This is a genomic window from Dokdonia sp. MED134 (genome assembly GCF_000152925.2).
GTDB lineage: Bacteria > Bacteroidota > Bacteroidia > Flavobacteriales > Flavobacteriaceae > Dokdonia.
Map to the genome: position 1 here is coordinate 2660001 of NZ_CP009301.1, position 15436 is coordinate 2675436.

The following is a 15436-nucleotide window of genomic DNA, read 5'->3' on the forward strand; positions in this document are numbered from 1 at the left end:
ATCTTATTACCTTTAACGTGACCCATTTTAATCATCGAAGCTGTTGAGATCATATTCAGCACAAGTTTTTGTGCTGTACCTGCTTTCATACGTGAACTGCCTGTTACAAACTCGGGTCCTACAACTACTTCTATAGGATAAAGAGCCGTTTGTGCAAGAGGACTCCCAGCATTGCAAGTGATACAACCTGTTGTAATAGCATTTGCATTACAGGCCTCAAGAGCAGCTATTACGTAAGGTGTTGTGCCAGATGCGGCAATACCTATTACCACATCGTCGCTTGTTATATTGTGTGACTTAAGGTCATTCCACCCTTGATTTGTGCTATCTTCGGCAAACTCGACAGCATCTCTTATAGCTTTGTCACCACCCGCAATTATTCCTACTACTAGATCTTTACTTACACCAAATGTAGGTGGGCACTCGCTGGCATCTACTACGCCTAGTCTTCCGCTAGTGCCTGCTCCCATATAAAAAAGGCGTCCTCCTTTTTTCATTTTGAGAACAATCAATTCTATAAGTTTTTCAATTTGAGGCAGCGCTTTTTCAACAGCAAGCGGTACCGTTTTATCTTCTGTATTGATATTAATGAGCAGCTCTGAGGTGCTCATATGTTCTAAATTGTCGTAGCGAGAATCCGTTTCGGTTGTTTTTGTAAAAGTCACAGTAGGAAATTGGTTTTTACAAAAATAAGTATAATGCCCCACAAGAACATTTGTTATTAAGTTTATGCATATACATTTTACTAAGAGTTTGATACGTCAAGTATTTAATTTTGCTAATTGTTATTAGCATCATAAAGGGTGTGATTACGCTTTCGCGAAAGCGTAAAAAAGAAAATTTGTCATTAAAAAAGTATTGATTTACTACCACAAATTGTGACTTTTAAATTTTAACGACTATCCATTGCACGGCTATTTTTCAAATGTTAACTTTGTGTTACGTAGAAATGCAGATGTTTTATGAGTAGTCTTTCTGAAGTTGTAGATTCTCTTGAGTACAAAATCGCTGCTTTGTTGAAACAATACAAAGATGTGAAGCAAACGCGGGTAGAACTGGAAACAGAACTTACCGCATTGCAACAAGAAAATCTAAAACTAAAAGAGGTGTTAGAAAATCGTGAGCAGAAGATAAAGACTCTCAAAACCGCAAATGCATTACTAGGCAGTAACGATTATAAAAGGGAAACCAAACTAAAGATAAACTCTTTAGTGCGTGAGATAGATGCTTGTATTGCATCGCTTGCAGAATAATAAATTATGGCAGACAAGCTCAAAATCAAGTTGTCTATAGCAGATCGTGTTTACCCACTCACGATTCATCCATCTCAAGAAGAGGGATTGCGTAAAGCAACAAAGGAGATTGAGGCAATGGTCAAGCAATTTGAGCAAAGCTATGCCGTTAGAGATAAACAGGATGTACTCGCAATGTGTGCACTTCAATTTGCATCTCAGGTTACCCAAAAAACTATAAGTGAAGACTCTCTAAGTGAGGAAACTGCGGCTAGATTACAAAAGCTGGCAGACCTCCTTGATGATAGTTTGTCATAACGTTCTTTACATACAACAGCATATTACTGCCTGCATTGATTATTATTTTGATAAACTCAACAGTTATTTTTTATAAAGAGTGACTCTAAGTTGTAAAAGCACGCCGTTACTAGACTTGTTCTAGGTAGACGGAACCTTGATCAGCTTTATAGCTCTAATCCTTACTATTAGGAGTTTATACGAAATGCACTATCAATGTGGGCTTTTTTTATATCTCATCGCGAGATAGTGAGGCTTAAAAGCCTTAACAATCAACCATCAGTAGCGCCTGTAAAGGCATTATAATATTAAGTCAAAATTATGGAACATAACGCACTCTTGTTTATAGTAGGTGTGATTGCTCTTGCATTAGGATTCCTTATTGCAAAAATGTTAGAACGTAACAATGCATCACAAATCATTAAACGCGCAAAGAAAAGTGCTCAGGGCATCTTAAAAGAAGCTAAGTCTGAGGGCGAGTCTATCAAAAAAGATAAAATACTTCAAGCCAAAGAAAAATTTATCGAGCTTAAAGCAGAGCACGAAAAAGTAATCTTAGGAAGAGATAAAAAAATGAACGAGGCCGAGAAGCGCACTCGTGACAAAGAATCTCAAGTAAGTGGTGAGCTTTCGCGAAATAAAAAATTAAATCAATCTCTTGAAGATAGAATTAAAGACTACGATAAGCGTTTAGAATACGTCGATAAGAAAAAGGCCGAAGCTGAAAAAATGCACCAGAGTACGGTGCAGCAACTTGAGGTAATCTCAGGACTGTCTGCCGAAGAAGCAAAAAGTCAACTTGTAACTACTCTGAAAGACCAAGCTAAGGCAGATGCTATGAAGCACGTGCAAACTTCTATCGAAGAGGCAAAAATGACTGCAGAGCAAGAGGCCAAAAAAATTATCATTAATACCATACAACGCATAGGAACAGAGGAAGCAGTAGAAAATTGTGTATCTGTTTTTAACCTTGAAAGTGACGATGTAAAAGGTAGAATTATAGGTAGAGAAGGTCGTAATATACGTGCTATAGAAGCAGCAACAGGTGTTGAGATTATTGTAGATGATACTCCAGAGGCAATTATACTTTCTTGTTTTGATAGTGTGCGTCGTGAGGTGGCTCGTTTATCATTACACAAACTTGTAACAGATGGTCGTATACACCCAGCAAGAATTGAAGAAGTTGTACAGAAAACAACGAGACAAATTGAGCAAGAGATTGTAGAAGTAGGAAAGCGTACAGTAATTGACTTAGGAATACACGGTTTACACCCAGAGCTTATTAAAGCGGTAGGGCGTATGAAGTACCGTTCTTCTTATGGTCAAAACCTATTACAACACAGTAGGGAAGTTGCAAAACTTTGTAGTGTGATGGCAGCAGAGTTAGGCGTAAATGCAAAACTTGCTCGTAGAGCTGGACTTTTACACGATATAGGTAAAGTGCCAGATACAGAGACAGAAACACCACACGCAATCTTAGGAATGCAATGGGCAGAGAAGTATGGAGAGAAGCCAGACGTCTGTAACGCCATAGGTGCTCACCACGATGAGATTGAGATGACAAGTTTGCTTTCTCCTATTGTACAGGTTTGTGATGCCATAAGTGGAGCGAGACCAGGTGCACGTCGTCAGGTGTTAGATTCATACATACAGCGTCTCAAGGATCTTGAGGAAATAGCTTTCGGATTCCAAGGAGTGAAGAAGGCTTATGCTATTCAAGCAGGACGTGAACTACGTGTTATTGTAGAGAGTGAGAAGGTTAATGATGATAAAGCTTCATCGTTATCTTTTGAGATTTCGCAAAAAATTCAAACAGATATGACCTACCCAGGTCAAGTAAAAGTTACCGTAATACGAGAGACCAGAGCGGTCAATATTGCAAAGTAACTGTAAGATTTAGTTATTATTTCTATAAAGAGGCTAGCGCATTATGCGCTAGCCTCTTTTGTTATAAACCCCTTATGTTGAGCATTTCACAATCTAAAAGACATTATTTAAGATTCTTATAGCAAAGTCTGAAAATCTTATTTAATTATATAAAAAAGGTAGTTTTCACATAATTAATTCTAAAAGTGTATTGCTAGCTCAAATAAGTTACTACCTTTGGACCATTATTATGAACAGAATAATTGCACATATCTCAAATAGTCTTACAGCACTTCTTGCTGCAAGACCTGCTATGCAATTACTTCCTGTTCCCGTACGACGCTTCCGCCGCCGCCCGTAAGGGTAGCTCATTAATGAGGGATGGTAGGTGAGTCCTATCCCGTTTTCCACAAAAGGAACCGTCACATTTTCAATATACATTTTAACTTAAATCATCGCTATGCAAATTGTTGTAGCCACGATTTCGCACACACCATATGCTCAGATTATCTGTGATACCATCGCAGAGTCATCTAAGGTACGTGGTACAGGAATCGCTCGTAGAACTCCAGAATATGTCATCTCAAAGATGGAAGCAGGTAATGCTGTCATTGCTTTAGAGGGAGACGTTTTTGCGGGCTTCTGTTATATAGAAGCCTGGGGACACGAAAAATTTATTGCCAACTCTGGACTTATTGTTCACCCAGACTTCAGAGGACAGGGACTTGCCAAAAAAATTAAAGGAGAGATATTTACGCTTTCGCGAAAGCGTTATCCAGACGCAAAAATCTTCGGAATCACTACGGGTCTTGCCGTGATGAAGATTAATAGTGATCTAGGGTACAAGCCTGTTACATTCTCAGAACTTACAACAGACCAAAGCTTCTGGAAAGGTTGCCAGACCTGCAAGAACTTTGATGTACTCACACGTACAGAGCAAAAGATGTGCTTATGCACAGGGATGCTCTATGACCCATCAAAAGAATCAAAATCCACAGAAAAAAATACTGTAAAGGCACCTGTTTTTAACAGGCTAAAACAAATAAAGGAAAAGCTATTCCTCAAAAAAAAATAAGTAATGAAAAAATTAATCTTAGCATACTCAGGAGGACTCGATACAAGCTATTGTGTAAAATATTTTACTGCAGAAATGGGGTATGAAGTACACGCTGTAAGTGTAAATACAGGCGGATTTACAGATCAAGAAATCGCAAATAATAAAAAGAAAGCGCTTGCACTAGGAGCTACATCATATACAAACATAGATGCCATAGCTACTTTTTATGATACGGTGGTGAAGTATCTCATCTTTGGTAATGTACTTAAGAACAACAGTTACCCACTTTCTGTAAGTGCAGAGCGTATCGTGCAAGCCATAGAGATTGCAAAATTTGCCAAAGCTCAGAACGCAGATGCTATTGCTCACGGTAGTACGGGTGCAGGTAACGATCAAGTGCGTTTTGATATGACGTTCCAGACTATTGTACCAGAGTTAGAAATAATAACGCCGATAAGAGATCAAACGCTTTCGCGAAAGCAAGAAATCGATTACCTACAGAGTCACGGTATTTCTTGGTCTTGGGAGAAGGCACAGTATTCTATAAATCAAGGTTTGTGGGGTACAAGTGTAGGGGGCGCTCAAACTCTAACCTCACATCAAACACTGCCTGAGGATGCATATCCTAGTCAGCTGGAGGCTAGCGATTCGCAAACCTTAAAGATTGGATTCACACAAGGAGAACCTACTTCACTCAATGGAAAGGAAGGTTCACCAGTGGAGATTATAGAGCAACTAGAAGACATCGCAAGCAAGTATGCCATAGGTCGCGGGATGCACGTGGGCGATACCATAATAGGTATAAAAGGAAGAGTAGGTTTTGAAGCTGCAGCTCCTATAATTATACTAGAAGCACATCGTACTCTTGAAAAACACACGCTTTCAAAATGGCAATTACAACACAAAGAAAACATTGCGTTGTGGTATGGAACTCACTTACACGAGGGATTATACCTAGAGCCTGTAATGAGAGATTTTGAAGCTTTTTTACAGAGCAGCCAGAATACGGTGACTGGAGAAGTAGAAGTAGTATTACATCCATATAGATTTGAGGTAGTAGGCATCACATCAGATTATGACCTTATGCAATCTAAGGTAGCGAGTTATGGAGAAGAAAACCAAGGATGGACCGCCGCCGAAGCAAAAGGGTTTATAAAAATATTAGGTAATCAGTCTAGAATCATAGCAAACCAAAACAAATGAAAAAAATAGGAATCATAGGTGGTGCAGGTTATACTGCTGGGGAGCTCATTAGACTGCTTATTCATCACCCAGAAGTAGAGATAGATTTTATATACAGTACAAGTAATGCTGGTAATGCAGTAGGCGTGGTGCATCAAGATCTTGCTTATGTAGATCTTGCTTTTACAAGTGAGGTAAACACAAGTGTAGATGTAGTTTTTTTATGTCTAGGGCACGGTAACTCTGGTAAATTTCTGGAGCAATATAGCTTTTCTTCAAGTACGAAGATCATTGATTTGAGTAATGAGTTTAGACTTAAAAGTGATGTCACTTTTAAGGATAGAACATTTGTTTACGGCTTGCCAGAAATCAATAAAGAGGAAATAAAAAACGCGCAAAACATTGCGAACCCTGGCTGCTTTGCTACTACAATACAACTAGCGTTATTGCCGCTGGCGAGCGCTTCTTTACTCAATAAAGATGTGCATATTAATGCCGTAACAGGTGCTACGGGAGCCGGAGTAAAACCAAGTGCTACTACGCATTTTGGGTGGAGAGATAATAACTTCTCACACTACAAGGCTTTTAACCATCAGCATCTTGGGGAGATAGGAGAGTCTGTCGTTCAGCTACAAGCGAGTTTTAACAGCGAACTTCATTTCATTCCGCAGCGTGGTAATTTTTCTAGAGGGATTTTTGCTACTGCCTACACATATTTTGAGGGTACGATTGAAGAGGCATATGCGCTTTATGAGGATTTTTATAAGGATTCCGCTTTCGCGAAAGCGGTAAAAGCACCTTTACACCTCAAACAAGTGGTAAACACAAACTACTGCTTTATACATTTAGAGAAACACGGCAATAAATTATTGATTACGAGTGTGATTGATAATCTCTTAAAAGGAGCGAGTGGTCAAGCTGTAGAAAATATGAATCTAATGTTTGGTTGGGCTCAAGATACTGGGCTCCAACTCAAGGCAAGTTATTTCTAATAGTTAAGATATAGACATATGAAAATAGCAATCATAGGAACTGGAAATTTAGGTCTTGCCATCGCAAAAGGACTCATCACAAATAATGCGGTGACGAGCTTATATCTTACTAAAAGAGATATTTCTAGTATCGAAAAATGGGATGCGTACAAGGAAGTAACAACTACGAGTGATAACCGTGAGGCTGTTGCAAAAAGTGACATTCTCATTTTTGCAGTACAGCCAAGTCATTTTGCAAGTATACTTGAGGATATTAAGGAATTGCTTACTGAGAAACACATTATTATCTCTACGATAACTGGTTTTAAAGTGCCACAAATCGCTGAAATTGTAGGAGACGATCAATTTATTATACGCGCAATGCCTAACACCGCTATTGCTGTAGGTCAAAGTATGACCTGTTTATGTAGTAATACAGTAGGCGAAAAGCGCATTGCCATAGCCGAAGCAATTTTTAATAAACTAGGCACAACTCTTATTATTCCAGAAGGACAAATGCAAGCTGCTACGGTAATTTGCGCGAGTGGTATTGCTTTCTGGATGCGATTGATAAGAGCAACTACGCAGGGTGCCATACAACTAGGTTTTGACGCAAAAGAAGCACAAGAACTTGCTATGCAAACTTGTCTAGGAGCTGCCACTCTGGTTATTAAATCTGGAAACCACCCAGAAGCAGAAATTGATAAAGTAACTACGCCAAAAGGCTGTACCATAGAAGGTCTCAATGAGATGGAACATTCAGGTTTAAGCTCTTCTCTCATAAAGGGAATAGTGGCTAGTTATCAAAAAATTAATAGCATCTCATAGTGCTTAAAAATAAAGAGTATGAAATTATTTGATGTATATCCACTTTATGATGTTGCTCCTGTTAAGGCAGAGGGATGCTATGTGTATGATCAAAGTGGTCAAGAGTATCTTGATTTATATGGTGGTCACGCGGTGATCTCTATAGGTCACGGGCATCCTCATTATATAGAAAAATTAAAAACGCAGATGGATGCCATAGGCTTTTATTCTAATGCAGTTGAAAATCAGTTACAGGTGGAGGTTGCTCAGAAGTTAGGAGCGCTTTCTGGTTGTGATGATTATGATTTGTTTTTCTGTAATTCAGGAGCAGAGGCAAATGAAAACGGATTAAAACTAGCGTCATTTGACACAGGTAAAAGTCGCGTGGTAGCGTTTAAAAATAGCTTTCACGGGAGAACTTCTGCCGCCGTTGCAGCTACCGATAATCCTAGTATTGTTGCACCTATAAATGCACAACACAAAGTATCCATACTCGACTTGGGTAATACGGAGCAACTAGAGGAAACTTTGCAGCAAGGAGATTGCTGTGCGGTGATTTTAGAATTTATACAAGGTGTAGGAGGTTTAGATCAATCTACAGAAGTGTTTTATCAAGATGTTGCGGCTCTTTGTAAAAAATATGATGTAAAACTCATTGCAGACGAGGTGCAGTCTGGTTTTGGTAGATCTGGAGAGTTTTTTGCTTTTCAGAAATATAATATCACGCCAGACATTATCACCATTGCAAAAGGAATGGGTAACGGCTTTCCTGTGGGTGGTGTGCTGGTACATCACTCTATTGAAGCTCGTTATGGGATGCTGGGAACAACCTTTGGCGGTAATCATCTTGCTTGCGCTGCTACACTTGCGGTTCTCGAAGTGATTGAAAAGGAACATTTGATGGCACACGCAAAGGAAATGGAAACCTACTTTAGGGAGAAAGCACTTGCTTTTGGCAATCGGGTGACTGTAAAAGGTCGCGGACTAATGCTAGGGCTAGACTTAGGCTACGATGTAGGAGCATTGCGCAAAAAACTAATTTACGAGCATCACATTTTTACGGGAGGGGCAAAAAACAAACACGTGCTCAGAATACTTCCACCACTTACAATTCAAAAACCACAGATAGATTTACTATTTGAAGCATTACACAAGGAGTTATGAAGAACTACATATCTATAAATGATATCCCAAATTTAGAAATGGCGATTAAAGAAGCGCTGTATATGAAGGAGTATCCGTACGCTTTCGCGAAAGCGGGAAAACAAAAAACCTTAGGTCTTCTATTTTTTAACTCGAGCTTACGTACAAGATTAAGCACAGAAAAGGCTGCCAAAAACCTTGGGATGGAAACAATGACACTCAATGTAAATAGTGATAGCTGGCAACTAGAGTTTGAAGATGGTACTGTGATGGATGGCACAAAAGCAGAGCATATTAAAGAGGCTGCGCAGGTGTTATCGCAATATTGTGATGTGCTTGCCGTGAGAGCTTTTCCTGGGCTGGTAGATAAAAGTCAAGATGAGCTAGAGGTCGTACTTTCTGCATTTATGCAATATGGGAGTGTGCCGGTTGTAAATCTAGAAAGCAGTACGGCGCATCCGCTACAAGGCTTTACAGATGCAATTACGATTTACGAACTCACCGAAAGTCTACGTGCAGCAAATAAAAAGCCTAATGTCGTGTTGACCTGGGCGCCACACCCTAAAGCATTGCCACACGCAGTTGCAAACTCATTTGTCCAGACGATGCAAAAGGCAAATGTGAATTTCATAATTACTAATCCAAAGGGTTATGATCTCAATCCAGAAATACGTGGAGAAGTACCGGTGATTCATAACCAGAAAGAAGCCTTTGCAAATGCCGACATTATTTATGTAAAAAACTGGAGCAGCTATGAAGATTATGGTAAGGTGCAATCGCAAGACAGTAACTGGATAATTAATGCCGAAAAACTTAAGGGAACCAATCAAGCCAAAGTTATGCATTGCCTACCTGTGCGTCGTAACGTTGTCATTGCAGATGATGTGCTAGACACCGAGTCAAGCGCTGTAATCCAGCAAGCTGGTAATAGAACGTGGGCTGCACAATGGGTGCTTAAAAACATACTCGACAATGATAAATAAACAGCAACTTACCATAGTAAAAATAGGTGGAGACATTGTAGATTATGATGAGCTACTCACCTCATTTTACACGCATTTTAAGGCAATTTCTGGTCCTGCTATTATCATACACGGAGGAGGAAATAAAGCATCTACTTTACAAGAGCAGCTGGGTTATATCCCAGTAAAAGTAGACGGGAGAAGGGTTACAGATGAGACTACGCTAGAGGTTGTGACAATGGTGTATGCCGGACTTCTCAACAAGAAACTTGTCGCTGGCCTGCAGGCAAAAGGTAAAAATACCATAGGACTTTCTGGAGCAGATGGTGATGCCGTGAGAGCGCATAAACGCGAAGTGACGACGGTAGATTATGGTTTTGTAGGAGATATTAATAGAGTGAATGTGAGTTTTATAAATGACCTCCTTTCTGACGGTAAAGTGCCTGTGTTTTCTGCAATTACGCACGATGGTAATGGGCAATTACTCAACACCAATGCAGATACACTTGCTGCCAAAATTGCGGTAGCAATGAGCTCTCTCTACAACGTTCAGTTGTTTTATTGTTTTACAAAACCAGGTGTCCTTGAAGATGTAAATAATGATGAATCGATAGTAACGCGCATAGACAAAGGGCTTTATAAAGAGATGAAAACAGCGGGACAAATATTTGAAGGTATGATTCCAAAACTAGATACTGCTTTTGAGGCGCTCGATCAAGGCGTTATGAGAGTGCATCTGGGCGAGGTTGATGTACTGAGTGATAACACTATAAAACACACGACACTATGCCTTTAAAAACTCAAATAGATAGCGCCGTAGCATTACTGCAATCACTCATTGAGACACAAAGTTTTTCTAGTGAAGAAGACGGCACAGCTTTACTTATCATAAACTGGCTAGAGGAGAAGGGGATTACGCTTTCGCGAAAGCGTAACAACATCTACGCGTTTAATAAACATTATGACGCATCTAAACCGTTACTGCTTCTCAACTCGCACCACGATACGGTTAAGCCAAACAAGGGATACACCAGAGATCCCTATAGCGCTGAGATTAAGGACGGAAAATTATACGGTCTAGGAAGTAACGATGCAGGCGCTAGCCTTGTGGGATTGCTTACTGCGTTTGTACATTTTTATGAGCGTGAGGGGTTGTCTCATAATATTGTAATTGTAGCCTCTGCCGAAGAAGAGTCAAGTGGTCCTAATGGTCTTAATAGTATGCTTGCGCATTTGCCAGAGATAGATGTTGCCATTGTAGGCGAGCCTACGCTTATGAACCTCGCCATTGCCGAAAAAGGGTTGGTGGTTTTTGACGCCGTAGTAAAAGGAACGGCAGGTCACGCAGCTCACATAAAGGAGAATATGGCTATTTATAATGTGATAGAAACCTTGCAGTGGTTTGAGAATATAACTTTTGATAAAGTGTCTGATACGCTGGGTGCCACTAAGGTTACAGTAACACAAATTAATGCGGGTAGTCAACATAATGTAGTGCCTAGTCAGGTAGAACTCGTCATAGATGTAAGAGTAAACGAGCATTACAGCAATCAAGAAATCGCAGATTATATGGTGGCAAATGTACCGTGCGACACGATAAAACCAAGATCATTACGATTAAATAGTTCGCGCATCCCAAAAGAGCACAAGCTTGTACAAGCAGGAATAGCGCTAGGTAGAGAAACCTATGGATCGCCTACCTTATCTGATCAAGCCTGTTTAAGTTGTCCATCTTTAAAACTAGGTATAGGCGACAGCACTCGCTCGCATATGGCAGATGAGTTTGTCTATGTACACGAGATAGAGCAGGGGATAGCATTATACATCGAGCTCTTAGAAAAATTTTTAAACGCATAAATAATATGGGTTGTTGCAATAGTGTGAACAGCATAACCTACTAAAAAGATACCTATGAAACTTTGGGAAAAAGGAATACCAACAGATCAAAAAATAGAAGCATTTACGGTGGGTAATGATCGTGAGATTGATATCCATATTGCTAAGTATGACTTGCTAGCCAGCAAAGCACACGCAACGATGCTTGCATCTGTAGGCTTACTTACACAAGAAGAGAGCGAGCAGCTTAATAAGCAATTAGACCTTATGCTCAAGCAGGAGCAGGAAGGAGCATTTGTTATAGAAGCAGATTTTGAAGATGTACATTCTAAGATAGAAAGTGACCTTGTAAAAGCACTGGGAGATACGGGTAAAAAAATACACACAGCGAGATCTCGTAATGACCAAGTTCTTGTGGCGTTAAACCTTTATTTTAAAGCAGAGTTATCTCAAATAACTGAAGGCTTAGAGAAGTTGTTTACGACACTTCTAAAACTTGCAGAGGCGCATAAGAACACCTTACTACCTGGATATACACACCTTCAAGTGGCGATGCCCTCATCATTTGGACTTTGGTTCTCTGCCTATGCAGAGTTACTTATAGATGACCTTTACTTACTCAAAGCAGCGCAGAAGGTCGTAGATCAAAATCCGCTAGGGAGTGCAGCTGGATATGGATCTAGTTTTCCTATCGATAGAGAGATGACTACCGCGCACCTTCAATTTGCCGATTTGAAATACAATGTAATTGCTGCTCAGCTCTCAAGAGGGAAATCTGAGCGTACGGTAACGCAAGCAGTTGCAAATATTGCAAATACCTTGAGTCGTTTTGCAATGGATATATGTCTGTACTGCTCTCAAAATTTTGGATTCATTAAGTTTCCAGATGCACTTACTACGGGGAGTAGTATAATGCCGCATAAAAAGAATCCAGATGTTTTTGAATTGCTTCGTGGTAAGTGCAATCAGTTGCAAGCAATCCCACAAGAAATGATTATGATTACAAATAATCTGCCAAGCGGTTACCATAGAGACTACCAGCTACTTAAAGAAAATGCTATCAAGTCTGTTGAGGATCTTAAAGTAGTGCTAGATATTTTTGAATTTTCTATTGCTCAAGTACAAGTGCAGGATGTTAATCTGGATGATGAGAAATATCAACACCTCTTTACGGTAGATGCTATTAATGATCTTGTAACCGCTGGTGTGCCTTTTAGAGAAGCATATAAGCAAATAGGGGAGCAGGTAGAAAATGGTTCTTTTAAAGCAGGAAATACAAAGGAGCACTCACACTTAGGAAGTATACATAACCTAAGTCTTGACAAAATACAGGCAAAATTCAACAAGGCGTTATCTTAATAAGTATGTAAGACTTTAGACACATAATGAGCTTGTGTAAAATAGTATCTTCGTATTATGAGTAGTATTAAAACCTTTTTGCGTTCATTACTAGAAATAGTAGAAAACGTATATGAAAACTCTCGCAAGGTAAGTAGAAAACGTACTTGGCATCAGCACGTTGTCCCCTATGAAGGGGACTGGGCTGTAAGGCGCGAGGGTAACAAGCGTATCACTTCCAAGCATCAAAAGCAGAGCACTGCTATACGTAAAGCAAAGAGTATTGCACGTAAACGCAAGGCAGATGTAATTATACATCGTGCCGGCGGTGGGATACGAGAGCGTATAAGCTATGACTAGAATAGCTGTTTTTTATACAAATCAACCTTAGAACCATCTATGCTTGCATTTTGTAATGAAGCGATGCAAAACTCGCGGTAGGTAAAGCAAATGATAAGAGAATAAAAAAATCCCATCAATTTATTGATGGAATTTAAAGTTTTTAGATAGTACGATTATTGTAGCTCTACTCTATCAAAACCGCATTTTCAGGAATATCAAAATAGCTGTTTTCTATATCTTTTTTAAATGTAATATCAGATACATCAATAGTTGTGATATGCTCGCCAGCTTTTTCATCTTCGGTAAGCCAGTGGGTTTTGTATCCTGTGGCAAACTCTATACCGTCTACAACAGTAGTTCCCTCTACAGTCATTAATTTTTCTGGTAGGTGACCACCATCAGGAAAATATTTAGGGTAAGATACGATGTAACGTATTACCGCTAGTTTGTGATTATCTTTCCCAAAATAAAGTACATAGTAATCATCTGGAGCATCTCCCGTTCCTGCTGCAAAAGTTACTTTAATAGCGTCATAAGTGGTGTTATTATGAGTCTTATCTGCAAGTTTTTCAAGATTAACACCTTCACCATCTAGTATAAACGGTTGTGCTAGAAAGTAGTAGGGGGTAAGCGCCCAGAAGCGCATATCAAAAGGAAAAGCGGTAGAGTCCTTAACTTTTTTCCAAGCTTTCTCACCTGTCCACCCAAACTCTTGAGAGCGATCCTCTACGTGTTGATGACGTGCCTTATTGCTCCAAGTGTCAATGGTTTGATAAGTGTTACGACGTGTGCTCCCATCTTCAGGTTTATAGTCAAAATGAAACGAAAGCGGTCCATTTTTAAAATAAGTATCCAGTCCGCCGTGTGCTTCCATCGCTTGCCACACTACTTTTCCGGCATCTGTTTTATTAAGTCTAGCTTGTGCTTCACCTACACGTTTCTCAATCCACGAGTCTGGCTTTACAGCAAGATCTGGGTTTATAGCTACCTCGTTAGATGTTGTCGTGGTTTTAGTTTTTGTTTCTTGGCAAGACACACAGGCAAGTATTGCAATACCTAATACGAGAATCATTTTCTTCATCTTTAAAATATGTTGGTTAGTAAAGAAAGTTTGGTCTATTTCTATTCTTCTAACTTACATAGCAGTGTATTAAATAAATGCTAAAACATCATAGAGATAAAATAAGAGTGGAATTACGCTTTCGCGAAAGCGTAACTCTTACAACTAAAGTCTTATTAAATAATCGTGCTTTGTCCTGCGTGAATGTTTTTAAAATTACGGTTTGTGTCTTCTGGGTTTAAGATATAGTCTGCAATAAAATCACCCACTTTTGAAGTGCTTAACGGGTTTTCTGGTTTGAGATCTTCTGTTGTAAAACCTAGTTCTAAAGATTTTTCTACAGCGGTTTCTATACTTTCAGCCTCGTCTTGAAGCCCGAGATGTCTCAATAACATCGCAGCAGATAAGATAGAAGCCAGCGGATTTGCAATGCCTTTGCCAGTAGCTTGCGGGTAAGAGCCGTGTATAGGCTCAAAAAGTGCATTTTCTGTACCTATAGAGGCAGAAGCTAGAAGTCCAATAGAACCACCTATCACACTAGCCTCATCAGATATAATATCACCAAATAAGTTTTCTGTTAAGATCACGTCAAACTGCTTTGGGTTTAAAATCATTTGCATCGCTGCATTGTCTACAAAGAGAAAATCTACCGCTACATCTGGATATCCTTTTGCTATCTCAGTTACTGTTTTTCTCCACAGCCTTGATGTTTCTAGCACGTTTGCTTTATCTACGAGCGTCAATTTTTTTCGTCTGTTTTGAGCCTCTTTAAAGGCTAGATGTGCCATTCTTGTAATTTCTTTTACAGAATAGGAGCAACCGTCTGAGGCTACTTGACCATCATCACTAAGGTGTTTTTCACCAAAATAGATACCACCTGTGAGTTCGCGATAGATAGACATATCTGCGCCAGAAATGATCTCTCTTTTAAGAGGTGAATTATCTATAAGTTGCTCGTAAGCCTTCACAGGGCGTACATTACAAAAGAGTCCTAGTGATTTGCGAAGTCTCAAAAGGCCCTGTTCTGGGCGAACTTTGGCCGTAGGATCATTGTCATATTTGGGATCACCAATGGCCCCAAACAGTATAGCGTCTGATGCCTCACAAATATCTAGTGTTTCCTCAGGAAGCGGGTTGCCCGTCGCGTCTATGGCGCAAGCACCCATCATTGCTTCTGTATATGTAAAGTGATGTCCGTATTCGTCTGCTACTGCCTCTAGGGCTTTTTTTGCTTGAGCAGTAACTTCTGGTCCTATCCCGTCTCCAGGTATGATTGCAATATTAAAATCCATAGTGTGTGTTTGAATTATGTACTAAATCCCCGCCTTAGCAGGCGAGGATCT

At 39.7% G+C, this 15436-nt stretch carries 16 protein-coding genes and 1 other RNA gene (1 of these 17 running past the window's edge); 14 read left to right on the top strand and 3 right to left on the bottom strand.

What is annotated here, in order from left to right; all coding sequences use genetic code 11:
* Positions 1 to 665 carry the 5' portion of an N-acetylmuramic acid 6-phosphate etherase gene (gene murQ, locus MED134_RS11715; protein WP_038599347.1) on the bottom strand. 151 nt of this gene lie to the left of the window's left edge, so 665 of the gene's 816 nt are visible here — the first part of the coding sequence; the start codon lies at positions 663 to 665; its stop codon lies off the left edge, out of view.
* Between the two features lie 297 nt (positions 666 to 962).
* Between murQ and MED134_RS11720 the strand changes: the two genes are divergently transcribed.
* The 14 genes from MED134_RS11720 (at position 963) to MED134_RS11780 (ending at position 13051) form a co-directional block, all read left to right on the top strand.
* Entirely contained in the window at positions 963 to 1253 is a 291-nt protein-coding gene (locus MED134_RS11720; RefSeq protein WP_035327369.1) for a hypothetical protein, read from the top strand.
* A gap of 6 nt (positions 1254 to 1259) precedes the next feature.
* Complete coding sequence (locus MED134_RS11725) at positions 1260 to 1550, top strand: cell division protein ZapA (RefSeq protein ID WP_035327370.1); 291 nt, start codon at positions 1260 to 1262, stop codon at positions 1548 to 1550.
* Positions 1551 to 1604: 54 nt separating this feature from the next.
* A non-coding RNA gene (gene ssrS, locus MED134_RS14975) (6S RNA) lies at positions 1605 to 1727 on the top strand.
* A 123-nt stretch (positions 1728 to 1850) separates the two neighbouring features.
* Complete coding sequence (gene rny, locus MED134_RS11730; protein ID WP_038599361.1) at positions 1851 to 3416, top strand: ribonuclease Y; 1566 nt, start codon at positions 1851 to 1853, stop codon at positions 3414 to 3416.
* 439 nt (positions 3417 to 3855) lie between these two features.
* Positions 3856 to 4470 carry a GNAT family N-acetyltransferase gene (locus tag MED134_RS11735; protein WP_038599364.1) on the top strand — a complete coding sequence of 205 codons (615 nt, stop codon included), beginning with the start codon at positions 3856 to 3858 and terminating at the stop codon, positions 4468 to 4470.
* 3 nt (positions 4471 to 4473) lie between these two features.
* A complete protein-coding gene (gene argG, locus MED134_RS11740; RefSeq protein ID WP_038599367.1) occupies positions 4474 to 5655 on the top strand; it encodes an argininosuccinate synthase in 1182 nt (393 codons plus the stop codon).
* A complete protein-coding gene (gene argC / locus MED134_RS11745; protein WP_038599370.1) occupies positions 5652 to 6626 on the top strand; it encodes an N-acetyl-gamma-glutamyl-phosphate reductase in 975 nt (324 codons plus the stop codon). Before argG ends, argC begins: the two co-directional genes overlap by 4 nt.
* 18 nt (positions 6627 to 6644) lie before the next feature.
* Positions 6645 to 7433, top strand: a complete 789-nt coding sequence (proC, locus tag MED134_RS11750) for a pyrroline-5-carboxylate reductase (RefSeq protein WP_038599373.1) — start codon at positions 6645 to 6647, stop codon at positions 7431 to 7433.
* A gap of 18 nt (positions 7434 to 7451) precedes the next feature.
* Positions 7452 to 8576, top strand: a complete 1125-nt coding sequence (locus tag MED134_RS11755; RefSeq protein ID WP_038599376.1) for an aspartate aminotransferase family protein — start codon at positions 7452 to 7454, stop codon at positions 8574 to 8576.
* Positions 8573 to 9538: an N-acetylornithine carbamoyltransferase gene (locus tag MED134_RS11760; protein ID WP_038599379.1), complete on the top strand. Its 966-nt coding sequence runs from the start codon at positions 8573 to 8575 to the stop codon at positions 9536 to 9538. Before MED134_RS11755 ends, MED134_RS11760 begins: the two co-directional genes overlap by 4 nt.
* Positions 9528 to 10313 carry an acetylglutamate kinase gene (argB, locus tag MED134_RS11765; protein WP_038599382.1) on the top strand — a complete coding sequence of 262 codons (786 nt, stop codon included), beginning with the start codon at positions 9528 to 9530 and terminating at the stop codon, positions 10311 to 10313. Before MED134_RS11760 ends, argB begins: the two co-directional genes overlap by 11 nt.
* Positions 10304 to 11374 (top strand): M20 family metallo-hydrolase, encoded by a 1071-nt coding sequence (locus MED134_RS11770; RefSeq protein WP_038599384.1) that lies wholly within the window; start codon positions 10304 to 10306, stop codon positions 11372 to 11374. Before argB ends, MED134_RS11770 begins: the two co-directional genes overlap by 10 nt.
* A gap of 54 nt (positions 11375 to 11428) precedes the next feature.
* Positions 11429 to 12712 carry an argininosuccinate lyase gene (gene argH, locus MED134_RS11775; protein WP_038599386.1) on the top strand — a complete coding sequence of 428 codons (1284 nt, stop codon included), beginning with the start codon at positions 11429 to 11431 and terminating at the stop codon, positions 12710 to 12712.
* A gap of 57 nt (positions 12713 to 12769) precedes the next feature.
* Positions 12770 to 13051, top strand: a complete 282-nt coding sequence (locus MED134_RS11780; protein ID WP_038599389.1) for a DUF2188 domain-containing protein — start codon at positions 12770 to 12772, stop codon at positions 13049 to 13051.
* Between the two features lie 166 nt (positions 13052 to 13217).
* On the opposite strand, the gene MED134_RS11785 is transcribed toward MED134_RS11780, so the two are convergent.
* Both MED134_RS11785 and leuB read right to left on the bottom strand, forming a co-directional pair.
* Positions 13218 to 14105, bottom strand: a complete 888-nt coding sequence (locus tag MED134_RS11785; RefSeq protein WP_237747113.1) for a hypothetical protein — start codon at positions 14103 to 14105, stop codon at positions 13218 to 13220.
* 164 nt (positions 14106 to 14269) lie between these two features.
* Positions 14270 to 15385 carry a 3-isopropylmalate dehydrogenase gene (gene leuB, locus MED134_RS11790; RefSeq protein WP_038599395.1) on the bottom strand — a complete coding sequence of 372 codons (1116 nt, stop codon included), beginning with the start codon at positions 15383 to 15385 and terminating at the stop codon, positions 14270 to 14272.
* Positions 15386 to 15436: the final 51 nt, after the last annotated feature.